The organism is Haloarcula laminariae (genome assembly GCF_025457605.1).
Classification (GTDB): domain Archaea; phylum Halobacteriota; class Halobacteria; order Halobacteriales; family Haloarculaceae; genus Haloarcula; species Haloarcula laminariae.
This window is the reverse complement of the sequence record NZ_JAMZFY010000004.1, coordinates 55,517-74,064: the sequence shown is the minus strand read 5'-3', so window position 1 is coordinate 74,064 and position 18,548 is coordinate 55,517. Positions and strand designations below refer to the sequence as shown.

The window sequence follows — 18,548 nt, the reverse complement described above, 5'->3', positions numbered from 1 at the left end:
TTGTATGTCGAAAGCTGCGGGCGATCCGGAACGGGCTATCAACGGTCTCATGTCGATTGCACAGCTGCTGGAAGAGCCACGGCTGGCCCGGCTCTACACGTTCGTCCTTCGCGATGGAGAGGCCACTATCGACGATATCGTTGCAGCGCTAGATATGCCTCGGACGACGGCGTATTCGGATATGGGGACGCTCGTGGACCTCGGTGTGGTCACACGAGACGAGGCCCAGAAAACTCACACGTATTCTGCAGTCCCGATCACGCTTACTGCGGATCTCGACGGTGACGAGTACACTGTCACTCCAACTCTCATCGAGGCTGTTGGCCGCTCACCTCAGGATCAGGATCTCGACCTACTCTTGGAAAAATACGGGCTTGGGAAGCTTGCGGCTGCACTCACGTATGCAATCCCCTATGCCGATGGTGGGATGTCCGAACGGGTCGCAGCTCGCGAACTCGATTTGCAATACGCCTTTGCGATTGCTGTGTTACAAGCACTCCAAGAGGTCGTTCAGGATATGGAGTCTGCTGACCCCTACTTCGAAGATATTCGGAACGCTCGCGATCAGTCTCCGTCAGCGGAGGACTGACGGATTGACATAAGTGATCCATTCGACCCCTTTGACGAGTCTGTGTTGTGCTACGGATAGCAATGCCAGCGAGGGCATCCCCGCTGCAATGGCGGCTACCGGTTTCGTAGGCCAAATTCACTTCAAAGACGGACAGGAGCTGATTGACGAGATTATTTGACTTACCGGTCAGAGACGAATTCGGTACACCAGACGCTTGTGTGCGCTTTCACAATAATATGGCATGCATCCGGCACATGAACTCAACGAACTCCTCTCTGATGGCGAGACGCTCACCATCGTCTGTCACAACAACCCGGATCCTGATTGTCTCGCAAGCGCGTTCGCGTTAGGTCGGATTGCGATGGCCGCCGGCATTGACGAACACCACATTCTGTACAGCGGTGATATCTCCCATCAGCAGAATCGGGCATTCGTCAACCTCCTTGATATCGATGTGAAGCCGTTCGAGCCCGGGGTCGTCCAAGACCGCCCCGAGGGGTCACTGCTTGCGTTCGTCGATCATTCGGTTCCGGGGGCGAACAATCGGGTCCCGGAGGCAACCCCGGTCGATATCGTGATCGACCACCATCCGAGCGAGAAAATCGAGGCGCAGTTCATCGATCATCGTGAGCAGGTCGGCGCGACGGCGACGATTCTGACGGAGTACGTACGAGAATTAGCTACCGAGATGGATGCCGCCCTCGGCACGGCGCTCCTGTTCGCAATCCGTCGCGAGACGCTCGGGTTCCTCCGCGGCGTGACACGCGACGAGTACGACGCTGCGGGCTGGCTCCACGACCACGCCGACAGTGCGTTACTCCGGACGCTCTCGAACCCGTCGGTCACCAGCGCGACCGTCGACGCCATCGCGGAGGCGATCACGAATCGGAGCGTCCGTGGCTCGGTCCTCATCTCGGGGATTGGTCGGACCAGCGAGCGTGACGCGTTACCCCAAGCGGCCGACTACCTCGCGACCTTGGAGGGTGTCGAGACGGCTATCGTCTTCGGTATCGTCGAGGACGGGGTTCAACTGTCCGCCCGGTCGACCGATTCTCGGATCCACATCGGCGACGTGCTCGACAAGGCATTTTCTGACGTCGGCAGCGCCGGCGGTCACCGCGAGATGGCCGGTGGCGAAGTGCCACTCGGTATTTTCGCGGACTATACCACTGACGATGACCAGCTGTTCGCAATCGTTGAACAGGTTATGAGTGCTCGTCTCATTGCCGAACTCAATCTCACGGCAGAGACGGAGACACAGACCAAACTGGACGGTGAAGACGCTTGACATCCTCCCCGCGCTATAGCACGGGGCTTTCTCTTCGACGACAATCTTCGCAACGTTTGCGATTCGAGAACTGAACCCCCGGATCGAAATCATCGTCCGTGCCAACGAACGCGAGAACGCGTCGAAACTGTATCGCGCCGGAGCAGACCACGTCCTCTCGCTCGCCGCCGTCAGCGGGCGAATGCTCGCGTCGATCGTTCTCTATGAAGAGATCCTGTCTCCAAGCACGCAGCTCAAACTCGTTCGAACGGAGGCTCCGGGTGTGGTTGGCGAGTCGCTCGGTGAGGCAGACATCCGGAATCGAACGGGATGTACCGTGATCGCCGCCGAACGGAACGGGACCGTCATCACCAATCCCGGTGCCCCTTTTGTGATCGAACGTGGTGACGAACTCGTCGTCGCCGGCGTGTTCGGGGGGATAGACACATCGATAACGCTGTACCACGTCGCCGAGGCGGAGGAAACGGACGAAGACATTGGGACACTACTCGATGGGATGGTCGATCGGCTGGGTGATCTCGGTGTCGATGAACCGAGAATCGAGACGCGGGTTGAGCGAGATCAGGGGCCCCTTGATGCGATCGTCGATGCAGCTGAGGCGTTCGATGCCGTCGTGATGGGTGAAACGGATCCGTCGCTCGTGACGTTCGTGTTCGGGATGCCGGCCGACCAGGTCGCAGACCAGTTCCTCGGACCCGTTCTGGTTGTCCAGCGTGAACCGGCGGCAAATGACGAGGACGCATCACCTACACATCCCAAATGAGACTGCGTTCGTGAAACATCGGTCCAATCAGATAGTCAATAAGAGGCTCGTACTCATCACCAGAGGCCGAGAAATCGACAACGCCGCCTTCTGAATACACGGTTATGTCTCCCTTGTTATTCTATTCGTTGCTCACAGGAGAGTAAGAACAAAATCGAGAGACTGCGGAAGAGTAAATCGGAGAGCAGCTCCCCCGAAACCCAGTCCAATATAACTCACCAAAATAACGAACTGTGACCGCTGGTCCTCGACACCCGTGAGAAACTTGTACAGGATGAGTGATCCGGTGGCTTGAATGATGAATATCGAAACTACTGCTATTGAACAGAAAAAGTATGGATCATTTTCCATCGACAGAAATGACTGTGGAGCCAATGGGCTATTGACAACAGTGAGCAAGCCACCGATAACAAGATAACCCATGGCGACTGTTCCAGATGCTACCATACCTTGGACGCCGATGAACACAGACTTCTTGAGATATCTCTCTAGAACATCCGCAATACGGGCGGTCTTGGAACGTGTGAATGTCATATTGTCGTCTCCCCATCAGCTCCGGATAATCTCAAGACCTGAGTGAAATCATGAAGACCCATTTTCAGACTCGCCACTGTTGTCTCCTTTCTCAATACCCCGTTTCCACCGGTAGTAGAGTGAACGCATGGTCTGATCAGAGTCACGCGACATGAGTACGGTTGCCCGACTGAGATCAGAGAGCGTATCCTCTACAGACCCGTAGATTACTTGTTCTAGGCGGGATTTCTCCTCCGGCGCTCCTATCGATACGAGGTCATGCGACTTGGCTTTCTCGACAATCGCGTCAGTCGTATCAGCAGCCTCTTCGAGTTCTGTTGCAGTCGCCACGTCAGGTCCAAGAACGTATTCAGCGAACCTCAGCAGATCTTCACCGTCACTCCCGGCATCAGTAGCTGAATCGGGAGCGATGACGTGGAAAACGGTGACCGATGCGTCAGCGGCATGTGCTACTGCACGCGCTGCTTCTGCAGCAAGGGCAGAGTGTGGGCCCGCTCCAACAGGTACCAGTATGGAGTCTATCGTTTCCGCTTCCGATTCGGCGAGCGATGCCACAATGTGCTCATCGGCACTCGGGACATACAACGCGTTCTCCCCTCCCTGTGCCCCCATTTTTTCGACAAAAACGTCACACTCAGCGTCAGCAAGAATCGTGTCAATCGAACTTCGATTGAGTAACCAGCCCTCGTCGAGCCCGGTCCCACGCGGCAGCAGGACAGCTGTCTCGGTCTCACCGTCTAGAACATCGAGAATACCCTCCGTTAGATCAGTTACAGTCCGGACGGCTGCACCGACTGGAACACTCGGGGTGAGTTCTTGCGCCACATCAACCATCTCCGCTAACTGTCTCCGTCTCTCTTCGATGGTTTCTATGGGGGTGTCTGGCTCGTCCTCACTCGGTTGCCCCGTTTGTACGTACTCCCGAACGGTTTCCAACGCCGCTTCGTCGCTAACAGTCTCGACGGCGAGTAAGAGCACCCGGCCGTCGTTCTCAGCTGCCAGTGCGACCGCTGTCTGGAGGAACCGGCGGACGTTGATCCCTGTATACGTGTCGAGCAGCGTCTCGGTGACAGGAACGATGATAGTGTAATCCGGCGCCTGGATAAGCGGGCCGCTACGGAGGTATGACTCATCATCCGAGTCGGACGATTGCTTTTGAGTGGTGATTCGAACTTCAGCCTGCTCAGAGTCATCAGACATCGTTATGACCCTGTGAATACGTCGGTAATCTGGCTCGTCGCCCCGTTTCTGGCGAAAATTGTGACGGTGTCACCAGCACGGATCTCGGTCTCTCCCTGTGGAATTAGCAGTTCGTCGTCGCGGACGATGGCGACAATAATCGTCTCTTCAGGCAGCAGGTCGTCGTTGTCGGCCTCGATTAGATTGAGGCCGTCAATTGGAGCGCCCGTATCGACTGTCGCCTCGAAGATTTCAGCTTGGCCGGCGATGGGCATGAAGTCCTGAATCGCTGGATGCTGGACTGCCCGGTAGAGATACTGACCATTGAGACGATGGGGACTCTCGACGATACTCACGCCAAGGTCCTCAAATAGTTCCATATGCGCGGGGTCGTTGATCGAACTCACGAGCGTCTCGACCCCGTACTGCTTCCCGAACATGGTCACCATGAGGTTCACCGAGTCGCTCTCTGTCGTCGAGATGAGTGCGTCCGCCTCCTCGATGCCGGCTTCGAGCAGGATGTCTTTCGACGCCGCGTCGGCGTTGATGACCATGCAGTCGTAGGTCGCACTCACTTCCTCGGCTAGTTCGGTGTCGCGTTCGATGACGACCACCTCGTGGTCGTCCTGCGTTGCGAGATTGGTAACGGTGCTACCTGTGCGGCCTGCGCCGATGATGATTACATACATTGGTCGTGGTATCGTGATGGTGTTAGTTGCAAAGCGGTACGAGTGGGTGAGCCGAAGCTCAGTGGCGGGCCGGGGACATCCAGCACAGGCGGACGGAATCTAATCTGGTTGCACATACGAGTCACCGCCTGAAGAGCGCGTTAATCAGGACGAGGACGGGGATAATTTCGAGCCGCCCCATCCACATCTGGATGATGAACAGGACTTCAGCAGTGACCGGCATATCCGGGCCAGTAATCCCCGACGACAGACCGACAGTCCCCTGTGCCGTCGCTACCTCGAATATCCCATCGGCAAGTGTGAAATCCGCCGGGAGCACTGCCAACAGGACGAACAGCGAGAGGACGAGCAAGACGAGGTACACGAACGCAAACGTCGTCGCGGCGCGGATCTCGTCGTTTGCCTCATCGGTTTTGAATATCCGCTGGCCGATACGGAGGTCGTCGATAGCGTGGTCAGGGAGGAACACGCGAGTGACCTCCCAACTGATGCCGCGGGCGATGATGTAGCCACGGAGGAGCTTGATACCGCCGACCGTCGCACCGGCGGAGCCACCGAGCAACATCGCGCCGAAGACGATGAACATGACCGCGCCGTTGTTCCAGTCGCCAATGGCGGATGTCTGCCACCCCGTCGTCGTCTGTGCGCTGATAAACTGGAAGAGCCCGTCACGGAACGCCTGGCTCGTCGCCACACGTCCGACGTACGCTATCGGGTCACCGTTGTAGGGCACGCCGACCCACCGAGCGAGGAACGCCGTCAGACCGACCACACCGACGACGAAGAACCCAAACAGCACTCTGACCTGCGGGTCACGCGTGAACTCCCGGATGTCACGCTCGGAGAGCACCCCGTAGTAGACCGGAATCGAGATGGCCCCGGTAATCATCGCCGGGATGTGAACGAGCTCCATGGCGTAGGAGTCGTAGCCGGCAATGGACGCATCAAGTGTGCTGAATCCGCCAGTCGACTGGCCAGTCATCGCGTGATTGACCGCGTCGAAGAGCGTCGGCTCGATGCCGTAGCTCGGAGTCACGAGGAACGTCGCCGCCGCCAGATAGACGGCGACCAGTGCGGTGACGCCGACGTAGATCTTCCAGATTTCACGCGCGGTGCCCACGATGCTCGGCCGTAGCTTCTCGCTTCGGGCTTCCGACTGGTACAACGAAATCCCGGCAGTTCCGTGGGGTTGTCGGAGAATCGCCAGCGAGAGGACGATCATTCCCGCGCCGCCGATCCACTGCATCTGCGAGCGGTACCAGAGGAACCCGTGGCCTACCGACGGTTCGTGAACGCTCATCGTCAGGCCCGTCGTCGTATACCCGCTCATGCTCTCGAAGAAAGCGTGGAGCGGATTCTGGAAGTTGAGGAGACTAGACTGATAGCTCGCGCCTGCCGGCACGAAGGATTCGAGTACTGCCGGCGGCGTGATGTAGGCCGCGATAACGAACGGCAGGGCACCGAACGCTGCCGTAGCGACCCATCCGAGGGCCGCGACGATCATCGCGTGATGGCGTTTGGGTTCAGGGGCATCCTCGCACACCTTGTACGCTGCCCCGCCAGCGAGCGCAGTGAGGCCTGCAGCGATTAGGAAGGATAGTGCGCTGTACCACTCTTGATAGACCAGCGAGACGAGCAACGGTGCCAGCATCAGCCCGCCGATGAGTACTTGCAGGGCACCGATGTCTCGACAGACTGTTTTCGAGGCAGTCAGGAAGCCAGGCCGACCGACGGATGAATTGGACATTGTTTTGAATTCTCCCTCGATTACACCGTTCGGTCTTCGTAATGGCCGAAGATGTCCGTGAGCGCTGGGTTTGCACCGGCTGCGGAGTAGACTGTCAACAGATCGCCGGGCTCGATTCGCGTATTCCCGCGCGGTGTCAGTGGCCTATCTTCGCCCTCACGGGCGATGGCTACGATCAAAACATCATCCAGAAGTATACCCTCCTCACCCGCCTCTGTGAGTGACTTGCCAGCGACTGGCGCGTCCTCCGTCACTGTGATTTCGAACACCTCCGCGTCATCACCGATTCGCATGTAATCGACGATAGCTGGTCTGGCAACCGCACGATAGAGATGTTCGGCGATGAGTTGCTGTGGGTTTTCAATCGTGTTCACCTCGATCTGGCGGAAGAGGTTCATGTGCTCCGCATTATGAACGACTGACGTGACTGCCGGAATGTCGAACTCTTTCGAAAGCAGACAGACCATGACGTTGGTCGCGTCCTGGTCCGTCGTCGAGATGATGGCATCAGCCCGGTCAGCTCCAGCATCCTGCAGCGTCTCTTTGGTGGTCGCATCCGCATTGAGAACCAGGCAGTCGAACTCGCTTGCTATCTCGTCGGCTTTGCCTGTGTCTTCCTCGATGACGACGACCTCGTTTCCGGTTCGCGTGGCGATGTTGATCAGTGGTGATCCGATATCGCCAGCGCCAACGATTATGATGTACATGTATAGTTTCCGTTAGTGGTTTGTTGTCGATTCGGCCACCTGTCTCCGGGCTATACTCACGCGCCGCTCACCTCACGGTCGGGGAGCGCTAGAATCGGGATGTCGCTGTTGTTGACGAGATTGTGCGTAACGTCCCCGCTCAACAGTTTCCGCCATCGGCTCCCGCCACGGGGCGTGAACACGATTGCACTGGCGTCGAGTTCGTGTGCTGCATCGATGAGTGTCGATGCGATCTCGGTGCCGTAGAGGAGCTCTGTTTCGAGTGCGATATCAGTATCAGCGAGCCCATCGGTAACGACAGCGAATACGTCTCTCGCAAACTGTTCTCGCTGTTCGACTGACGCCTTGTCCGGTGCTCCACCGGCTTTCTCGATGACGTGGGCGGCAATTACAGTGCAATCTGACTCCGCTACGTACGGGCGAAGGGCGGCAACTGTTGCCTTCGCGTCGTCTTCGTTGGCGACTGGCACGACGACGCGCTGGAAAAACGACGGGGACATCTCAGTCACCCCCGTCCGCACCGTAGACTTTGCCGAGGTAATGCCACCGGTACTTCCCGTCCTCGTCGCCGATACCGTGTTCCCAACCGACTCTGTAGGCGAACGGCCCACGTGCTTTGCCCGTTTCGTCCGGGCGTTCGACGATGACAATCGTGTACGCTCCGTGGTCCTCCGTTCGAACGAGGTCTTCACCCGCCCGTGATTCGATCGCGTCCGTGAGCGGTGGATGCTCCCGCAGGAGCTGCTGTGCGTAATGGATAATCTCCCTGAGTTGGGAATCACTGCTGGCTTCTAGTGCCGTCGTGATTTCCTCCGGGATATTGTCGGGGGGAGCTGTATCAGGTTGGGTCATATGTTATTCCGGTTACTGCTGTTTCTGGCCCGCTAAGCGGTCGGTTCAGGCCGGTGAGCCGGTCTTCGAACGACCTGGTTGCTCTCGCGGGAGCGGTCTTCTCTGCTCTAGAAATTGCGCCACCTTATAAAAATTGGTGTCTAGATTCCTTATACAGTTCTATATTCGAGTTTAATTACTTATACCGAAATCATACCAGAAATCTGAAGTCTCTTTCGTCTGGTGGGTTCCCCATCGAACTCAGATGATTCAAAGCTGGGAGGAAGCGCTTGGCCGGAACGCTGACAGGCCAGACGTAGTTGACTCACAGCGGCAGTCAGAGATACTGTGACGTGCAGTCACTGTTTCGAATCCTCCGCTACCCCTGCTCGAAGCTGAATCCAGAATCACCGTTTCGCTGTACTGTAAGGACGGCGTTTTCCGACTCTTTGGTCACAGCTGCTGTAATCGAGCCCGTAACGAACTCCCGGAGACCGCTTTGGCTCGGTTTGCCTATTAAAGTCACGTCGTAATGTGCGGACTCGTTGATGATTGCCTCGGCGACGTCGGGCGCTTCGAGGTGCCATGTGTCCAGTTCGACCGATTCAGGGAGGCGGTCCCGAGCCCGTTCGAACAGGTCCGAGACCCGTGATACTTCAGCATCGGTTTTCTCCTCGGACACGTGAAAGAGGTCGACGGGTGCGTCCGCACCCACTCCGAGGGCGCCCCCGACGATGACACCGAGGCCAGAATGTTTCCCCTCGGCGACCGGGACGAGTACTGATGCGATACCCGGACCGGCACGAGAGTATGTGACCGAAAGGACGTCACACGATGCTTTTTTTCTCATCCGGTCGGCCGCGTCACCGCGAAGCCCCTCCCCGAACAGATCGGGAGTGTGTTCATCAAGGACGACAAGCTGGATATCTCGTTGCTGCGCTACTTTGATCGCTGTTTTGAGTGGACTGCTCGTTTCCTCGACAATCAGGTGAGCGTCGGCCGTGTGGTTCTCGTCCAGGTTGGCTTGCAGTAGCTTTCGACCGACATGAGTGATCTCTGCACTCTGGAGGCTGTCGTCTGTAAGCAAATCCAGTACGATGAGTTTACCCCCCACGCCCTCTGCGATATTCAATGCAGTCTCGAACGTGAAACTATCGTGTGAACTGAAAATCGGATACAGAATACGTGGTGGAGCATCTGGAGTCTCGGACCGTTCCAGAAACTCTTTGAGACTCGTTTCAGCGTGAGCCATGCAACTACTGCTTTTCTATCCGTAATAAATCCACAGCATTGTTCCGCATTCCGCAGCTAGAACAATATATACTCCCTATACGATGAATTGGTAACGCCGGAGACAAACAATTGATTAACCAGTCCCGTAGACTATGGAGTATGGTTCGGAACACAATTACCGGAGGGTATCATACTCGATGCGTTGGCACTAGATTGGGGAGGGTGTAACATGTCCACGTCGTTGTTCACCCATGCACTGGTGCCCGTGGCCTCACCGGAAGACGCTGAAGCAACGATGCGGGCTATCCGACCGTATCTAGAATCAACCGGGGGCGACGTGACTGTTATCAACGTGATCGAGAAGGCCGGTGGTGCACCGGACAAGGCCTCAGTCGAACAGCGTGAAGAATACGCTCACGAGATATTCGATAGCGCCCGTGGCGTATTTGTGGACTCCGACATCACCGTCACAACTGATATTCGCTACGGGACTGACGTTGCAGAAACGATTATCCAAACAGCACACGACATCGACGCGAGTGCTATCGTCTTCACTCCACGTGGTGGCAGTCGGTGGATCCGTCTGCTGACCGGTGACGTGGCGCTGTCACTCGTCTCGGAGAGCGACTTGCCTGTTATCACACTACCAGACCATGACTGACCAGGAACTCGCACGCGACCTCGGCTTCCTCGAAGCGTACACTATTGGACTCGGGACGATGATTGGTGCCGGCATCTTCGTCCTGCCGAGTATCGCCGCCGAACAGGCGGGTCCTGCAAGCATGATCTCCTTCTTCGCCGGCGGGCTTGTCTCGCTGCTCGCGGCGATTTCGCTCTCGGAGCTTGCCACCGGGATGCCGAAAGCCGGTGGGAGCTACTATTACGTCAATCGAGCACTGGGCCCATTCTTCGGCAGTATCGTCGGATGGGGGATGTGGGCCGGGTTGACTTTCGCCAGTGCCTTCTACATGATTGGGTTCGGCCAATACCTGCTACCCGGCCTTGGTCAGTATGTCGGCTTCCTAGCCGGATGGGGCGAGATTGGGATTACTGTCGCTGCACTCGTCATGGCAGCACTGCTGACCGGCGTCAACTACTACGGCGTCAAGGAGACCGGCGCACTGCAGAACGTTATTGTCCTCACGCTGGTCGGTCTCATCGTCACCTTCCTCGGCATCGGAATCGTCGATGGCCCGACTATCGGGGATTTCAACCCCAACGGGTGGCCGGCCGTCGCGGCCACCATCGGAACCGTCTACGTGACGTTCATCGGCTTCGAGGTGATTGCAACCAGCGCCGAGGAGATCAAGAACCCAAGCCGGAACCTCCCTTTGGCGATGATTGCCGCGGTTGTGACGCCCACGCTGATGTACGTGGGTGTGATGTTCGTCTCGACGGGGACGCTCTCCATCGAGGCGCTCGCAACCTCACAGATTCCGGTCGCTGACGTGGCGACCGAGTTCATGGGCTCCATCGGCGCGCTGGCAATGATTGTCGGTGCTGTTCTGGCAACGGTGTCGAGTGCGAACGCGAGTATCCTCTCGGCGGCCCGCGTGAACTTTGCCATGGGTCGTGACAAGATTCTCATTAACTGGCTCAACGAGGTTCACGACCGGTTCCGAACGCCGTACCGTGCAATCACCGCGACAGGTATCATCACGCTGGTGCTCATCGCCATCGGCGTCGGTATCGGAACACTCGCTGAAGTGGCGAGTTTCATGTATCTCGTCACCTACGCGCTCGTCCACGTCGCGGTCGTCGTCCTGCGACGTGCCGACCCCGAGGCCTATGACCCGTCGTTCCGGATTCCGAGCGTTCTGTATCCGATTGTCCCGATACTCGGATTTATTGCCTGTATCGCCATTCTGCTCCAGATGAGCCTTATCGTGCAGGCTATCGGCGGTGTCATCGTCGTCTTTGGGATCCTCTGGTACGCCGTCTACGCACGCGACCGGGCGCTCAGCCAGAGCTTGGTCGGGGAAGCAATCGCGCCGGGTCCGACGAAAGTTACCGACGGACAGGGGCGCTACCAAGTCGTTGTACCGGTAGCGAACCCCGAAACCGAACGGGACCTGCTCCGGATGGCAGCGGCCAGTGCACACGCTCACGATAGTGAGACGGCCGAAGTCATCGTGGTGAATATCATCGAAGTCCCACAGCAGACCTCGCTAGCGCAGGACCTCACTTTCGAGGAAGCACGTGTTGAAAGACAGCAGGAACTGCTGGACTCCGCGCGGGACATTGCCGACGAGCTCGATGTCGGTCTACGAACTCGCGCAATCGTCGGCCGCAACGCCGGTTCGGCGATTCTGGACGTCATCGAGGAGGAAGACGCCGACCACGTCCTGCTGGGCTGGAAAGGCACACGGAGTCGGCGCGAACACGTCCTCGGCTCGACTATCGACCCCGTCATTGGCCGCGCTTCGTGTGATGCGACGCTCGTGAAACTCTGGCCCGAGGACGGGCGCGGAGAGGGAGATATCATGGTCCTCGCCGGTGAGGGCCCCCACGCACCAGTTACCGCCCGGCGGGCAGCGGAGTTTGCTGAGGCGTCCGGCGAGGATACCTCGTTGACGCTGTTCAACGTCCAGGAACCAGGCGACGATGACGAAGGTGCGTCGCCACAGGAGCGCGGGGAGGTGCTCATTGAGGAGTTCGTCGAGCGGGCCGGTCTCGAAGCGACTCAATACGAGAGCCGTATCGAGGTCGCCGAGGATATCGAGGGGACGATTCTCGATGCGGCCTCGGAGTACGATACTATCTGTGTGGGTGCAACCCGCACTGGTGCGGTGTCACAGGCCGTCTTCGGCTCATTACCCGAGACGATTGGTGAACAGGCTGATCGGACTGTGGTCATGGCTCGGGGTCCCGAAGAGTCCGCGATGTCGGTCCGTCAGGCCATCGTCCAACGCCTCGAATCGTAGACACTGGCAGAAGGGGAAAAAGGGATTGGCGCGCGCCCTGTAATTCCCCTATGAGTCGTCGTCTCGACGAAATTGACAAGCGCATCATCCACGCGCTACAGCAGGACGCACGGAACATCTCGGCCCCGATGGTCGCGGAGGAGATGGATGTCTCTCCGGGGACGATTCGTAACCGCATTGACCAGCTCGAAGAGGCGGGAATTATCAAGGGGTATCACGCGGACATCGACTACGAGCGGTGTGAGAGCCGCATGACCAATCTATTTGTCTGTAACACCTCTGCAAGTGAGCGAGAGAATCTCGCCAGAAAGGCGCTCACCGTACCCGGTGTCGTGAACGTCCGGGAACTCCGGACAGGGCGTGGCAACCTTCAGGTCAAGGCCGTGGGTGAAGAGATGAGCGACCTGACGCGGATTGCACACCAGCTCAGCAAGCTCGGCCTGGAAATCGAGGACGAAGACCTGATTCAGGAGGAGTATTTTACGCCATACGAGCCGTTCGGACCGGACGGCGCGAGCAAGCAGGGTGCCATGACCGACATGGTGTCACTCTCTGGCGGCGCCGAAGTGGTGGACGTGACAGTCAGCAAGGACGCACCGATTGTCAACACGACGCTACGGGAAGCCAACGAACAATCGCTGCTTGGCAGTGAAGTCCTCGTAATCGCCATCGAACGGGGGGAAGAAATGATTACGCCGAAAGGTGACACAGAGATCCGTTCTGGTGACCTCATCTCCGTGTTCGCCCGGGACGGCGTGCCCGAGTCGACACTAGAAGCCTTCGGCAATACGAACAAGCCGATGACACCCTCGTGATGACACGATTGATTTTATATCACTCTTATTCTGGTGGTAAAGTCAATACCACTCCCGAATACTGACCTGAAGCCCCATATTATACTGATACCGCAAGATAGCGGAGTTTTTATTCTAGGACCGTAATCTACTGCCAAGTGACTACGAACTTAGGTCCGCAATGTCAGGTTAGCAGGCAGCAGGACAAGCACTGCGTTCGGCATCCTGACCACGAATTACGCAGCGCAAACGGCACCAGTAGGAGTGAAAGTACATGTATATAATCACTGTCGGAGCCGGCGATATCGGAACGCCGCTCATCGAAATCGCAACGGGAACCGGAAACGAAGTCGTCGTCATCGAGAAAGACGCAGCCAGGGCAGACGAGGTCGCCAGTGAGTTCGACTGCATGGTGATCAATGCGGATGCCACAATCAAGGAGACGTTAGAGGATGCCGGGGCCGAACGCGCAGACGCCATCATCTCGACGACGGACCAGGACGCGACCAATGTCATGATTTGCCTGCTCGCACAGGAACTCGAAATCCCTGGCATCGTCTCGGTCGTCCACAATCCGGAGCACATGAACCTCTTCCGGCAAATCGGCGTCAATACGATGGAGAACCCACAGCGCCTCATCGCCGAATCGCTGTTCAGATCTGTGGACCGCCCCTCGATTGTCGATTACATGCGGGTCGGCGATGTCGCCGAAGTGTTCGAGATAACTGTCGCCGAGGACGCACCAATCGCCGGCCTGACCCTCATCGAAGCGGACGAGGAAGGATTACTCGACGAAGACACGCTCGTTGTGGCGATTGAACGGAACGAATCGGATTCGCCCATCACTCCGCGTGGACAGACTCGTATCGAACAGGGAGACCTGTTGACGGTGTACTCCGGAACCGGGGCTACACCGGAAGTGACCGACATTTTCGGCCATTACGAGGACCACGAAACGAACGATTCGAACGGATTCAGCCTGTGAGCAGTCCTCAATTATCCTGAGATGATCGTAAACAGACGAACCGTCGGCCGTGACGTCGGTCGCATCGTGCAAGCTATCTCGTTTATGATGATGATTTCTGTCCTCGTCGCGGCAGTAAACGGCGAGTTCTTTGCGATTCCGGCCTTCCTCATCTCGGCGCTGATTATGGCCGGTCTCGGGAGTCTGCTGGTTTGGCGCTACGAAGACGCTGACCCGCCGGAGAAACGCGAGGCGATGGTTACCGCAGCTACTGCATGGGCGCTCGTCGGCGTCCTCGGCGGGCTGCCCTTTCTCCTCATCGCGTGGACTATCCAGCTCGACCCGCTGCCGATCTGGATGAACACGCCGGCAATGGACGAGACGACGGCTATCTTCCTCAACCCACTGGATGCGGTGTTCGAGAGTATGAGCGGCTTCACCGGCACCGGGCTCACTGTAGCCGCTGTCGAAGAAAAACTGCCGCGCTCGCTGCACTGGTGGCGGTCGTTCATCGAGTGGGTCGGCGGCGTCGGCGTCATCGTCCTGACGGTTGCTATCCTCCGACGAGGAGGTAGCAGTGGCTCCTACACCCTCTACGAGAGCGAAGCACGCTCGGAGAAGATCCATCCGAGCATCGTGACCACCGTCCGCGAGATCTGGAAAATCTTCGTCGGGCTCACGCTTGGGTCGATTGTCTTGTTCCTGCTGGCCGGCATGCCGCTGTGGGACGCTATCAATCACGGGATGACTGGTATCGCTACCGGTGGATTCTCCGTTCACGCAGAGTCTATCGGGTACTACGACAGTCCGCTGATCGAGTACGCGACTGTGCCGATTATGGTCGCTGGCAGTATCGCCTTCCCGATCCACTACCTCATATTCAAAGGCGAGGTGCGGAATCTGTACACCGATCTCCAGACCCGATGGGTGTTCATCTGGTTCACTGTCGGCTCGCTTGTCCTTACGGCAATCCTGTACGCGAACGGTCAGTACGCGACGCTTGAAGAGACGTTCCGGGTCGCGCTCTTCCAGTTCGTCTCCGCAACGTCGAACACTGGCTTCGGAAGCACGGCAATCGGTGGCGGAACCGAGCAAGTCTGGAGTGCTGGTGCTACGCTGTGGGCCTGTCTCGGCATGCTCACTGGTGCTGCAGCGGGGTCGACTGTCAGCGGTCTCAAGCTCATCCGCGTGATAACGCTGATCAAGGGGACTGTCTGGCAGATACAGGACGTTTTCCGCCCGCAGTCCGCCATTGCGTACCTGCAGATAGGTGACCGGAAGCTCAGCGAAGAACAGGCCCAACGCGAGTACACTGAAGCGACGGTCGTGTTCATCCTCTGGATTACATTCCTCGTTATCGGCGTCGCAGTGTTGCTCCGTGTGCTCTCACCGGCCCACCCGCTGGAGTACGTCATCTTCGACGTGATGAGCGCACAGAGTAACGTCGGCCTCAGCAGTGGTATCACCGGGCCGGATATGCCCGATACTGCGAAGGCCATGCTGATACTCAATATGTGGGTCGGGCGGCTCGAAATCATCCCCATCGCCGTACTAGTTGGATCAGTCCTACAGCGGCTCAATATGTACCGCTAAATTAGATGTAATTTAGATTTGACAAAATAGCCATCTGAAATTGTTGCACGGAACTCGACTAACCAGAGGTTGTGTTACGGCCTAGCAGTCACCTCCCGTGGGGAGTCAGTCGTCGGTCTTATTGATGTGTACCTCACTCTACTGTCACAAAAATAAGAAACCCCACGACGATTAGAGCGAACCCGAAATATCTCATCCCTGCTAAGATACTGCTGTATCCTAATTCGGGTCCCAAGGCGAGGCTGATGAGTATACTACCGATGATACACAGAAGACCAGTAAACATGATGTAACCAGGCCATTGAGGCTCCTTTCCTCCTGCTTCCATATCTCGGTGAGACATACGTCAGTGTTGATGATTACAACAGAGGACATTCACTTCAACAGCGCGGTGTCAATTTCATCTATTCCGTTGAAATTTTGCATATCTGTGTTGTCGCCGTCTGATTGTCCAGTTGAATTAATTGTAATACGGTGATCCTTTCGTAATAGCTTAATCCCTGACTCGAGTGAAAATAGTATAGCGGTATATGATATATAAATAATAAGCAAGCGAAAAACGACTTTCATAGGCCTTCAAACGTCCGAATTCGGCTAATTCTCGTCCGGTCTCGGGTGCTTACGTTTACTCCAATAAAGGCAAGCAGTTGCCTTAGGAAAAATCAGAGCTGAATTCGATTGCCGAGGTCTGGACTTGTAAATAATTTCTGTGCAGTCTGCATCTCCTCCAAATGTTTGATTGACAAACAGTAGTTACGAACAGTGGGTTCGACCATTTGTATCTACCACACAACATTCATAGTAGATACTACTGTTCGTTACTAACGTTAAGAACAAAAAGTAGCAGTAGACGTTAATAACGAGTGTTAGTAATATACGCTAATTATTAGTAGTTGCAAAGAACATTCCATATTATGCTTGCATACACAGTCTATAGCGAGGCTGGGGGCGTCGGGAAAACAACGACGGCAGCGAATCTCGCCCATGCGCACGCTCAGGATGGCCTTCGGACGCTAATCATTGATCTTGACCCGCAAGATGCCTCTCTGTCCTATATTTTTGACGTCGACGATGACCGTGACAATCCTGAAGCCGATAACCTAGTCCGGCACATGGTCGGCCGCAGCAAGGGCCCATTCACAGACCTCATCAAAACAGACACTGGCATTGACAATATCGATGTGATCCCGGCCCACAATATGCTCTCGAACCTGGATACTTCAATGCGCCGGGCCAAGGAATCAGAAGAAGAGATGCACTCTGACCCAGATTACGAATGGGTCCAGGAAGAGCAATTGTACCAGCTGCTTGGTCGCAACGGTATCCAAGAGGAGTACGACGTAATCATTTGTGACCCGCAGGCTTCCGAGGGTCAAGGGCTCTACAACGCCGTGATGGTCACTCGTACTATCCTTATTCCGGTCGAACTCTCGGGCAAGGGGTCGCTCAGTATCGATGGGCTCGAAGCACTCGTCGCTGGTCTGGAAGGGAATCTCGATATCGAGGTGGGTGTGCTCGGCGTCGTGCCGGTCGCCTTCGGTGATACAACTGGGCACCGCGAACATCTACAGACGCTCCAAAACGATATCCAGTATGAGGTGCCAGCGGTCTTCCGTAAGCGTGAGTCGCTGATGCAGGAGATGTGGGACTCTCGTGCAACGGCCTACCAAGTCGTCGATGAAGGCTGGAAGAACGGTGAAAAAGGTGTTCGCAGAGTTCCTGATCGGGAACACGAAACACTCGAGAAGTATAACGACCTCGCTACCGAGATTAAGGAGGCATTCGACGAATGAAGTCCGGATCTGGCAGTCCGTTCGATGACTTCGACGAAGATGAAGAAGAGGAAGAGGCACCTGAACCCGAAACAGAGTCGACAATTGACGCGGATTCACAGGAAACGGACTCCTCTGAAAGCTCTCTTGATGACGGTCTCCCATACAAATACCAGCGCGAGAATATCCAGGATGGCCGCAACAGAGCTAATCTCTTTCTTCGTGATGAAGCTGAAGCGGATATTGAGCGGCTCATTGAGGTGATGGAGGACGAATTCGAGTCCGAGGCAGTCTATAAAATTGATGTCCTTGAAGCGGCGCTGATAGCAGCTGCTGGTAACCCAGCTTCCGTGAGCGAGGAGTTGCGGGAGATGGGCTACGGAATGAAGTAGCACCGATTATCGTGTCGTCAGTAAGAGATTAGACGTGGCGCGACGCCACGGCCGTACATGGACGGAGATATCGACAACACCGTCGAAGCCTTGGACAGCGTGCAGTCGAATGGGGACCTCGACACCGTTGAGATCGTTGAAGTCACCGAAGAGAGCCAAGAAGTGGGTCTCCACCTCCAATTGCCGGGCAGTCCCGACTTTGAACAGTGGCTCAACCGCCCGCCGGTCTGGGGAGCCAATTGCGATCTGAAACGTGTTCTGGATGCCTACGAGCTGGGACCGGACGAAGTTGAGCAATTGGTCGGTAAACAGGTCCCGGTCAACCGCGAGGTGATCGACGGGACGCTCAACTTCGAGATCGACATAGAGGATCTCTCACCGGAGTAAGCTAGTCCCGCCCTCTGAATGACAGGCACTTCGGGGGGTATCACATTCTCCGCGTGCTTATAAACCTACAAATGAAACTCGGAAATTCACGAGTTAGTGACTGTAAATCCGGTGCGAAAATCGGACGAGACCGAATTAGCAACCACGGACCATTCATAGATATGATAGTTAGTTCGAAAT

General features: G+C 56.5%; 19 protein-coding genes and 1 pseudogene. 12 read left to right on the top strand and 8 right to left on the bottom strand.

Features of this window, described 5'->3' with window-relative positions; all coding sequences use genetic code 11:
• Positions 1 to 4 precede the first annotated feature (4 nt).
• From NJQ98_RS18415 to NJQ98_RS18400, 4 genes and pseudogenes are all read left to right on the top strand, one after another.
• A complete protein-coding gene (locus NJQ98_RS18415) occupies positions 5 to 589 on the top strand; it encodes a helix-turn-helix domain-containing protein (protein ID WP_262181473.1) in 585 nt (194 codons plus the stop codon).
• Positions 590 to 812: 223 nt separating this feature from the next.
• Positions 813 to 1,859 carry a DHH family phosphoesterase gene (locus NJQ98_RS18410; RefSeq protein ID WP_262181470.1) on the top strand — a complete coding sequence of 349 codons (1,047 nt, stop codon included), beginning with the start codon at positions 813 to 815 and terminating at the stop codon, positions 1,857 to 1,859.
• Between the two features lie 43 nt (positions 1,860 to 1,902).
• Positions 1,903 to 2,007, top strand: a pseudogene (locus NJQ98_RS18405) (NAD-binding protein); the annotation flags it as partial.
• Positions 2,008 to 2,040: 33 nt separating this feature from the next.
• On the top strand, positions 2,041 to 2,622 hold the full coding sequence (locus tag NJQ98_RS18400) for a TrkA C-terminal domain-containing protein (protein ID WP_262181469.1): 582 nt from the start codon (positions 2,041 to 2,043) through the stop codon (positions 2,620 to 2,622).
• Positions 2,623 to 2,754: 132 nt separating this feature from the next.
• On the opposite strand, the gene NJQ98_RS18395 is transcribed toward NJQ98_RS18400, so the two are convergent.
• The 8 genes from NJQ98_RS18395 to NJQ98_RS18360 form a co-directional block, all read right to left on the bottom strand.
• Positions 2,755 to 3,156, bottom strand: a complete 402-nt coding sequence (locus NJQ98_RS18395; RefSeq protein ID WP_262181466.1) for a hypothetical protein — start codon at positions 3,154 to 3,156, stop codon at positions 2,755 to 2,757.
• 48 nt (positions 3,157 to 3,204) lie between these two features.
• Positions 3,205 to 4,356 (bottom strand): universal stress protein, encoded by a 1,152-nt coding sequence (locus NJQ98_RS18390; protein WP_262181463.1) that lies wholly within the window; start codon positions 4,354 to 4,356, stop codon positions 3,205 to 3,207.
• Between the two features lie 2 nt (positions 4,357 to 4,358).
• Positions 4,359 to 5,024 (bottom strand): potassium channel family protein, encoded by a 666-nt coding sequence (locus NJQ98_RS18385; RefSeq protein WP_262181461.1) that lies wholly within the window; start codon positions 5,022 to 5,024, stop codon positions 4,359 to 4,361.
• Positions 5,025 to 5,145: 121 nt separating this feature from the next.
• On the bottom strand, positions 5,146 to 6,675 hold the full coding sequence (locus tag NJQ98_RS18380) for a TrkH family potassium uptake protein (protein WP_348533593.1): 1,530 nt from the start codon (positions 6,673 to 6,675) through the stop codon (positions 5,146 to 5,148).
• A gap of 116 nt (positions 6,676 to 6,791) precedes the next feature.
• Positions 6,792 to 7,478: a potassium channel family protein gene (locus NJQ98_RS18375; protein WP_262181458.1), complete on the bottom strand. Its 687-nt coding sequence runs from the start codon at positions 7,476 to 7,478 to the stop codon at positions 6,792 to 6,794.
• 56 nt (positions 7,479 to 7,534) lie between these two features.
• Positions 7,535 to 7,978 (bottom strand): universal stress protein, encoded by a 444-nt coding sequence (locus NJQ98_RS18370; protein WP_262181456.1) that lies wholly within the window; start codon positions 7,976 to 7,978, stop codon positions 7,535 to 7,537.
• Position 7,979: 1 nt separating this feature from the next.
• Positions 7,980 to 8,330: a hypothetical protein gene (locus tag NJQ98_RS18365; protein ID WP_262181455.1), complete on the bottom strand. Its 351-nt coding sequence runs from the start codon at positions 8,328 to 8,330 to the stop codon at positions 7,980 to 7,982.
• A 358-nt stretch (positions 8,331 to 8,688) separates the two neighbouring features.
• A complete protein-coding gene (locus NJQ98_RS18360) occupies positions 8,689 to 9,561 on the bottom strand; it encodes a universal stress protein (RefSeq protein WP_262181453.1) in 873 nt (290 codons plus the stop codon).
• A gap of 210 nt (positions 9,562 to 9,771) precedes the next feature.
• Between NJQ98_RS18360 and NJQ98_RS18355 the strand changes: the two genes are divergently transcribed.
• From NJQ98_RS18355 to NJQ98_RS18320, 8 genes are all read left to right on the top strand, one after another.
• Positions 9,772 to 10,203: a universal stress protein gene (locus NJQ98_RS18355; protein ID WP_262181450.1), complete on the top strand. Its 432-nt coding sequence runs from the start codon at positions 9,772 to 9,774 to the stop codon at positions 10,201 to 10,203.
• A complete protein-coding gene (locus NJQ98_RS18350) occupies positions 10,196 to 12,466 on the top strand; it encodes an amino acid permease (RefSeq protein WP_262181448.1) in 2,271 nt (756 codons plus the stop codon). Before NJQ98_RS18355 ends, NJQ98_RS18350 begins: the two co-directional genes overlap by 8 nt.
• A 50-nt stretch (positions 12,467 to 12,516) precedes the next feature.
• On the top strand, positions 12,517 to 13,281 hold the full coding sequence (locus tag NJQ98_RS18345; RefSeq protein WP_262181445.1) for an Lrp/AsnC family transcriptional regulator: 765 nt from the start codon (positions 12,517 to 12,519) through the stop codon (positions 13,279 to 13,281).
• A 253-nt stretch (positions 13,282 to 13,534) separates the two neighbouring features.
• A complete protein-coding gene (locus NJQ98_RS18340; protein ID WP_262181443.1) occupies positions 13,535 to 14,245 on the top strand; it encodes a potassium channel family protein in 711 nt (236 codons plus the stop codon).
• Positions 14,246 to 14,266: 21 nt separating this feature from the next.
• Positions 14,267 to 15,817 carry a TrkH family potassium uptake protein gene (locus tag NJQ98_RS18335; protein WP_262181440.1) on the top strand — a complete coding sequence of 517 codons (1,551 nt, stop codon included), beginning with the start codon at positions 14,267 to 14,269 and terminating at the stop codon, positions 15,815 to 15,817.
• A 914-nt stretch (positions 15,818 to 16,731) separates the two neighbouring features.
• A complete protein-coding gene (locus NJQ98_RS18330; RefSeq protein ID WP_262181438.1) occupies positions 16,732 to 17,610 on the top strand; it encodes a ParA family protein in 879 nt (292 codons plus the stop codon).
• Entirely contained in the window at positions 17,607 to 17,981 is a 375-nt protein-coding gene (locus NJQ98_RS18325; RefSeq protein WP_262181436.1) for a DUF7970 domain-containing protein, read from the top strand. Before NJQ98_RS18330 ends, NJQ98_RS18325 begins: the two co-directional genes overlap by 4 nt.
• A gap of 57 nt (positions 17,982 to 18,038) precedes the next feature.
• Positions 18,039 to 18,368 carry a hypothetical protein gene (locus NJQ98_RS18320; RefSeq protein WP_262181433.1) on the top strand — a complete coding sequence of 110 codons (330 nt, stop codon included), beginning with the start codon at positions 18,039 to 18,041 and terminating at the stop codon, positions 18,366 to 18,368.
• Positions 18,369 to 18,548: the final 180 nt, after the last annotated feature.

What these genes read in the sequence shown, in the direction of transcription:
- NJQ98_RS18395 (WP_262181466.1), bottom strand. Translation starts at nt 3,156, where the DNA reads ATGACATTCACACGTTCCAAGACCGCCCGTATTGCGGATGTTCTAGAG.
- NJQ98_RS18360 (WP_262181453.1), bottom strand. Translation starts at nt 9,561, where the DNA reads ATGGCTCACGCTGAAACGAGTCTCAAAGAGTTTCTGGAACGGTCCGAG.
- NJQ98_RS18380 (WP_348533593.1), bottom strand. Translation starts at nt 6,675, where the DNA reads ATGCTGGCACCGTTGCTCGTCTCGCTGGTCTATCAAGAGTGGTACAGC.
- NJQ98_RS18340 (WP_262181443.1), top strand. Translation starts at nt 13,535, where the DNA reads ATGTATATAATCACTGTCGGAGCCGGCGATATCGGAACGCCGCTCATC.
- NJQ98_RS18335 (WP_262181440.1), top strand. Translation starts at nt 14,267, where the DNA reads ATGATCGTAAACAGACGAACCGTCGGCCGTGACGTCGGTCGCATCGTG.
- NJQ98_RS18385 (WP_262181461.1), bottom strand. Translation starts at nt 5,024, where the DNA reads ATGTATGTAATCATCATCGGCGCAGGCCGCACAGGTAGCACCGTTACC.
- NJQ98_RS18400 (WP_262181469.1), top strand. Translation starts at nt 2,041, where the DNA reads ATGCTCGCGTCGATCGTTCTCTATGAAGAGATCCTGTCTCCAAGCACG.
- NJQ98_RS18415 (WP_262181473.1), top strand. Translation starts at nt 5, where the DNA reads ATGTCGAAAGCTGCGGGCGATCCGGAACGGGCTATCAACGGTCTCATG.
- NJQ98_RS18390 (WP_262181463.1), bottom strand. Translation starts at nt 4,356, where the DNA reads ATGTCTGATGACTCTGAGCAGGCTGAAGTTCGAATCACCACTCAAAAG.
- NJQ98_RS18370 (WP_262181456.1), bottom strand. Translation starts at nt 7,978, where the DNA reads ATGTCCCCGTCGTTTTTCCAGCGCGTCGTCGTGCCAGTCGCCAACGAA.
- NJQ98_RS18320 (WP_262181433.1), top strand. Translation starts at nt 18,039, where the DNA reads ATGGACGGAGATATCGACAACACCGTCGAAGCCTTGGACAGCGTGCAG.
- NJQ98_RS18345 (WP_262181445.1), top strand. Translation starts at nt 12,517, where the DNA reads ATGAGTCGTCGTCTCGACGAAATTGACAAGCGCATCATCCACGCGCTA.
- NJQ98_RS18330 (WP_262181438.1), top strand. Translation starts at nt 16,732, where the DNA reads ATGCTTGCATACACAGTCTATAGCGAGGCTGGGGGCGTCGGGAAAACA.
- NJQ98_RS18365 (WP_262181455.1), bottom strand. Translation starts at nt 8,330, where the DNA reads ATGACCCAACCTGATACAGCTCCCCCCGACAATATCCCGGAGGAAATC.
- NJQ98_RS18325 (WP_262181436.1), top strand. Translation starts at nt 17,607, where the DNA reads ATGAAGTCCGGATCTGGCAGTCCGTTCGATGACTTCGACGAAGATGAA.
- NJQ98_RS18350 (WP_262181448.1), top strand. Translation starts at nt 10,196, where the DNA reads ATGACTGACCAGGAACTCGCACGCGACCTCGGCTTCCTCGAAGCGTAC.
- NJQ98_RS18355 (WP_262181450.1), top strand. Translation starts at nt 9,772, where the DNA reads ATGTCCACGTCGTTGTTCACCCATGCACTGGTGCCCGTGGCCTCACCG.
- NJQ98_RS18410 (WP_262181470.1), top strand. Translation starts at nt 813, where the DNA reads ATGCATCCGGCACATGAACTCAACGAACTCCTCTCTGATGGCGAGACG.
- NJQ98_RS18375 (WP_262181458.1), bottom strand. Translation starts at nt 7,478, where the DNA reads ATGTACATCATAATCGTTGGCGCTGGCGATATCGGATCACCACTGATC.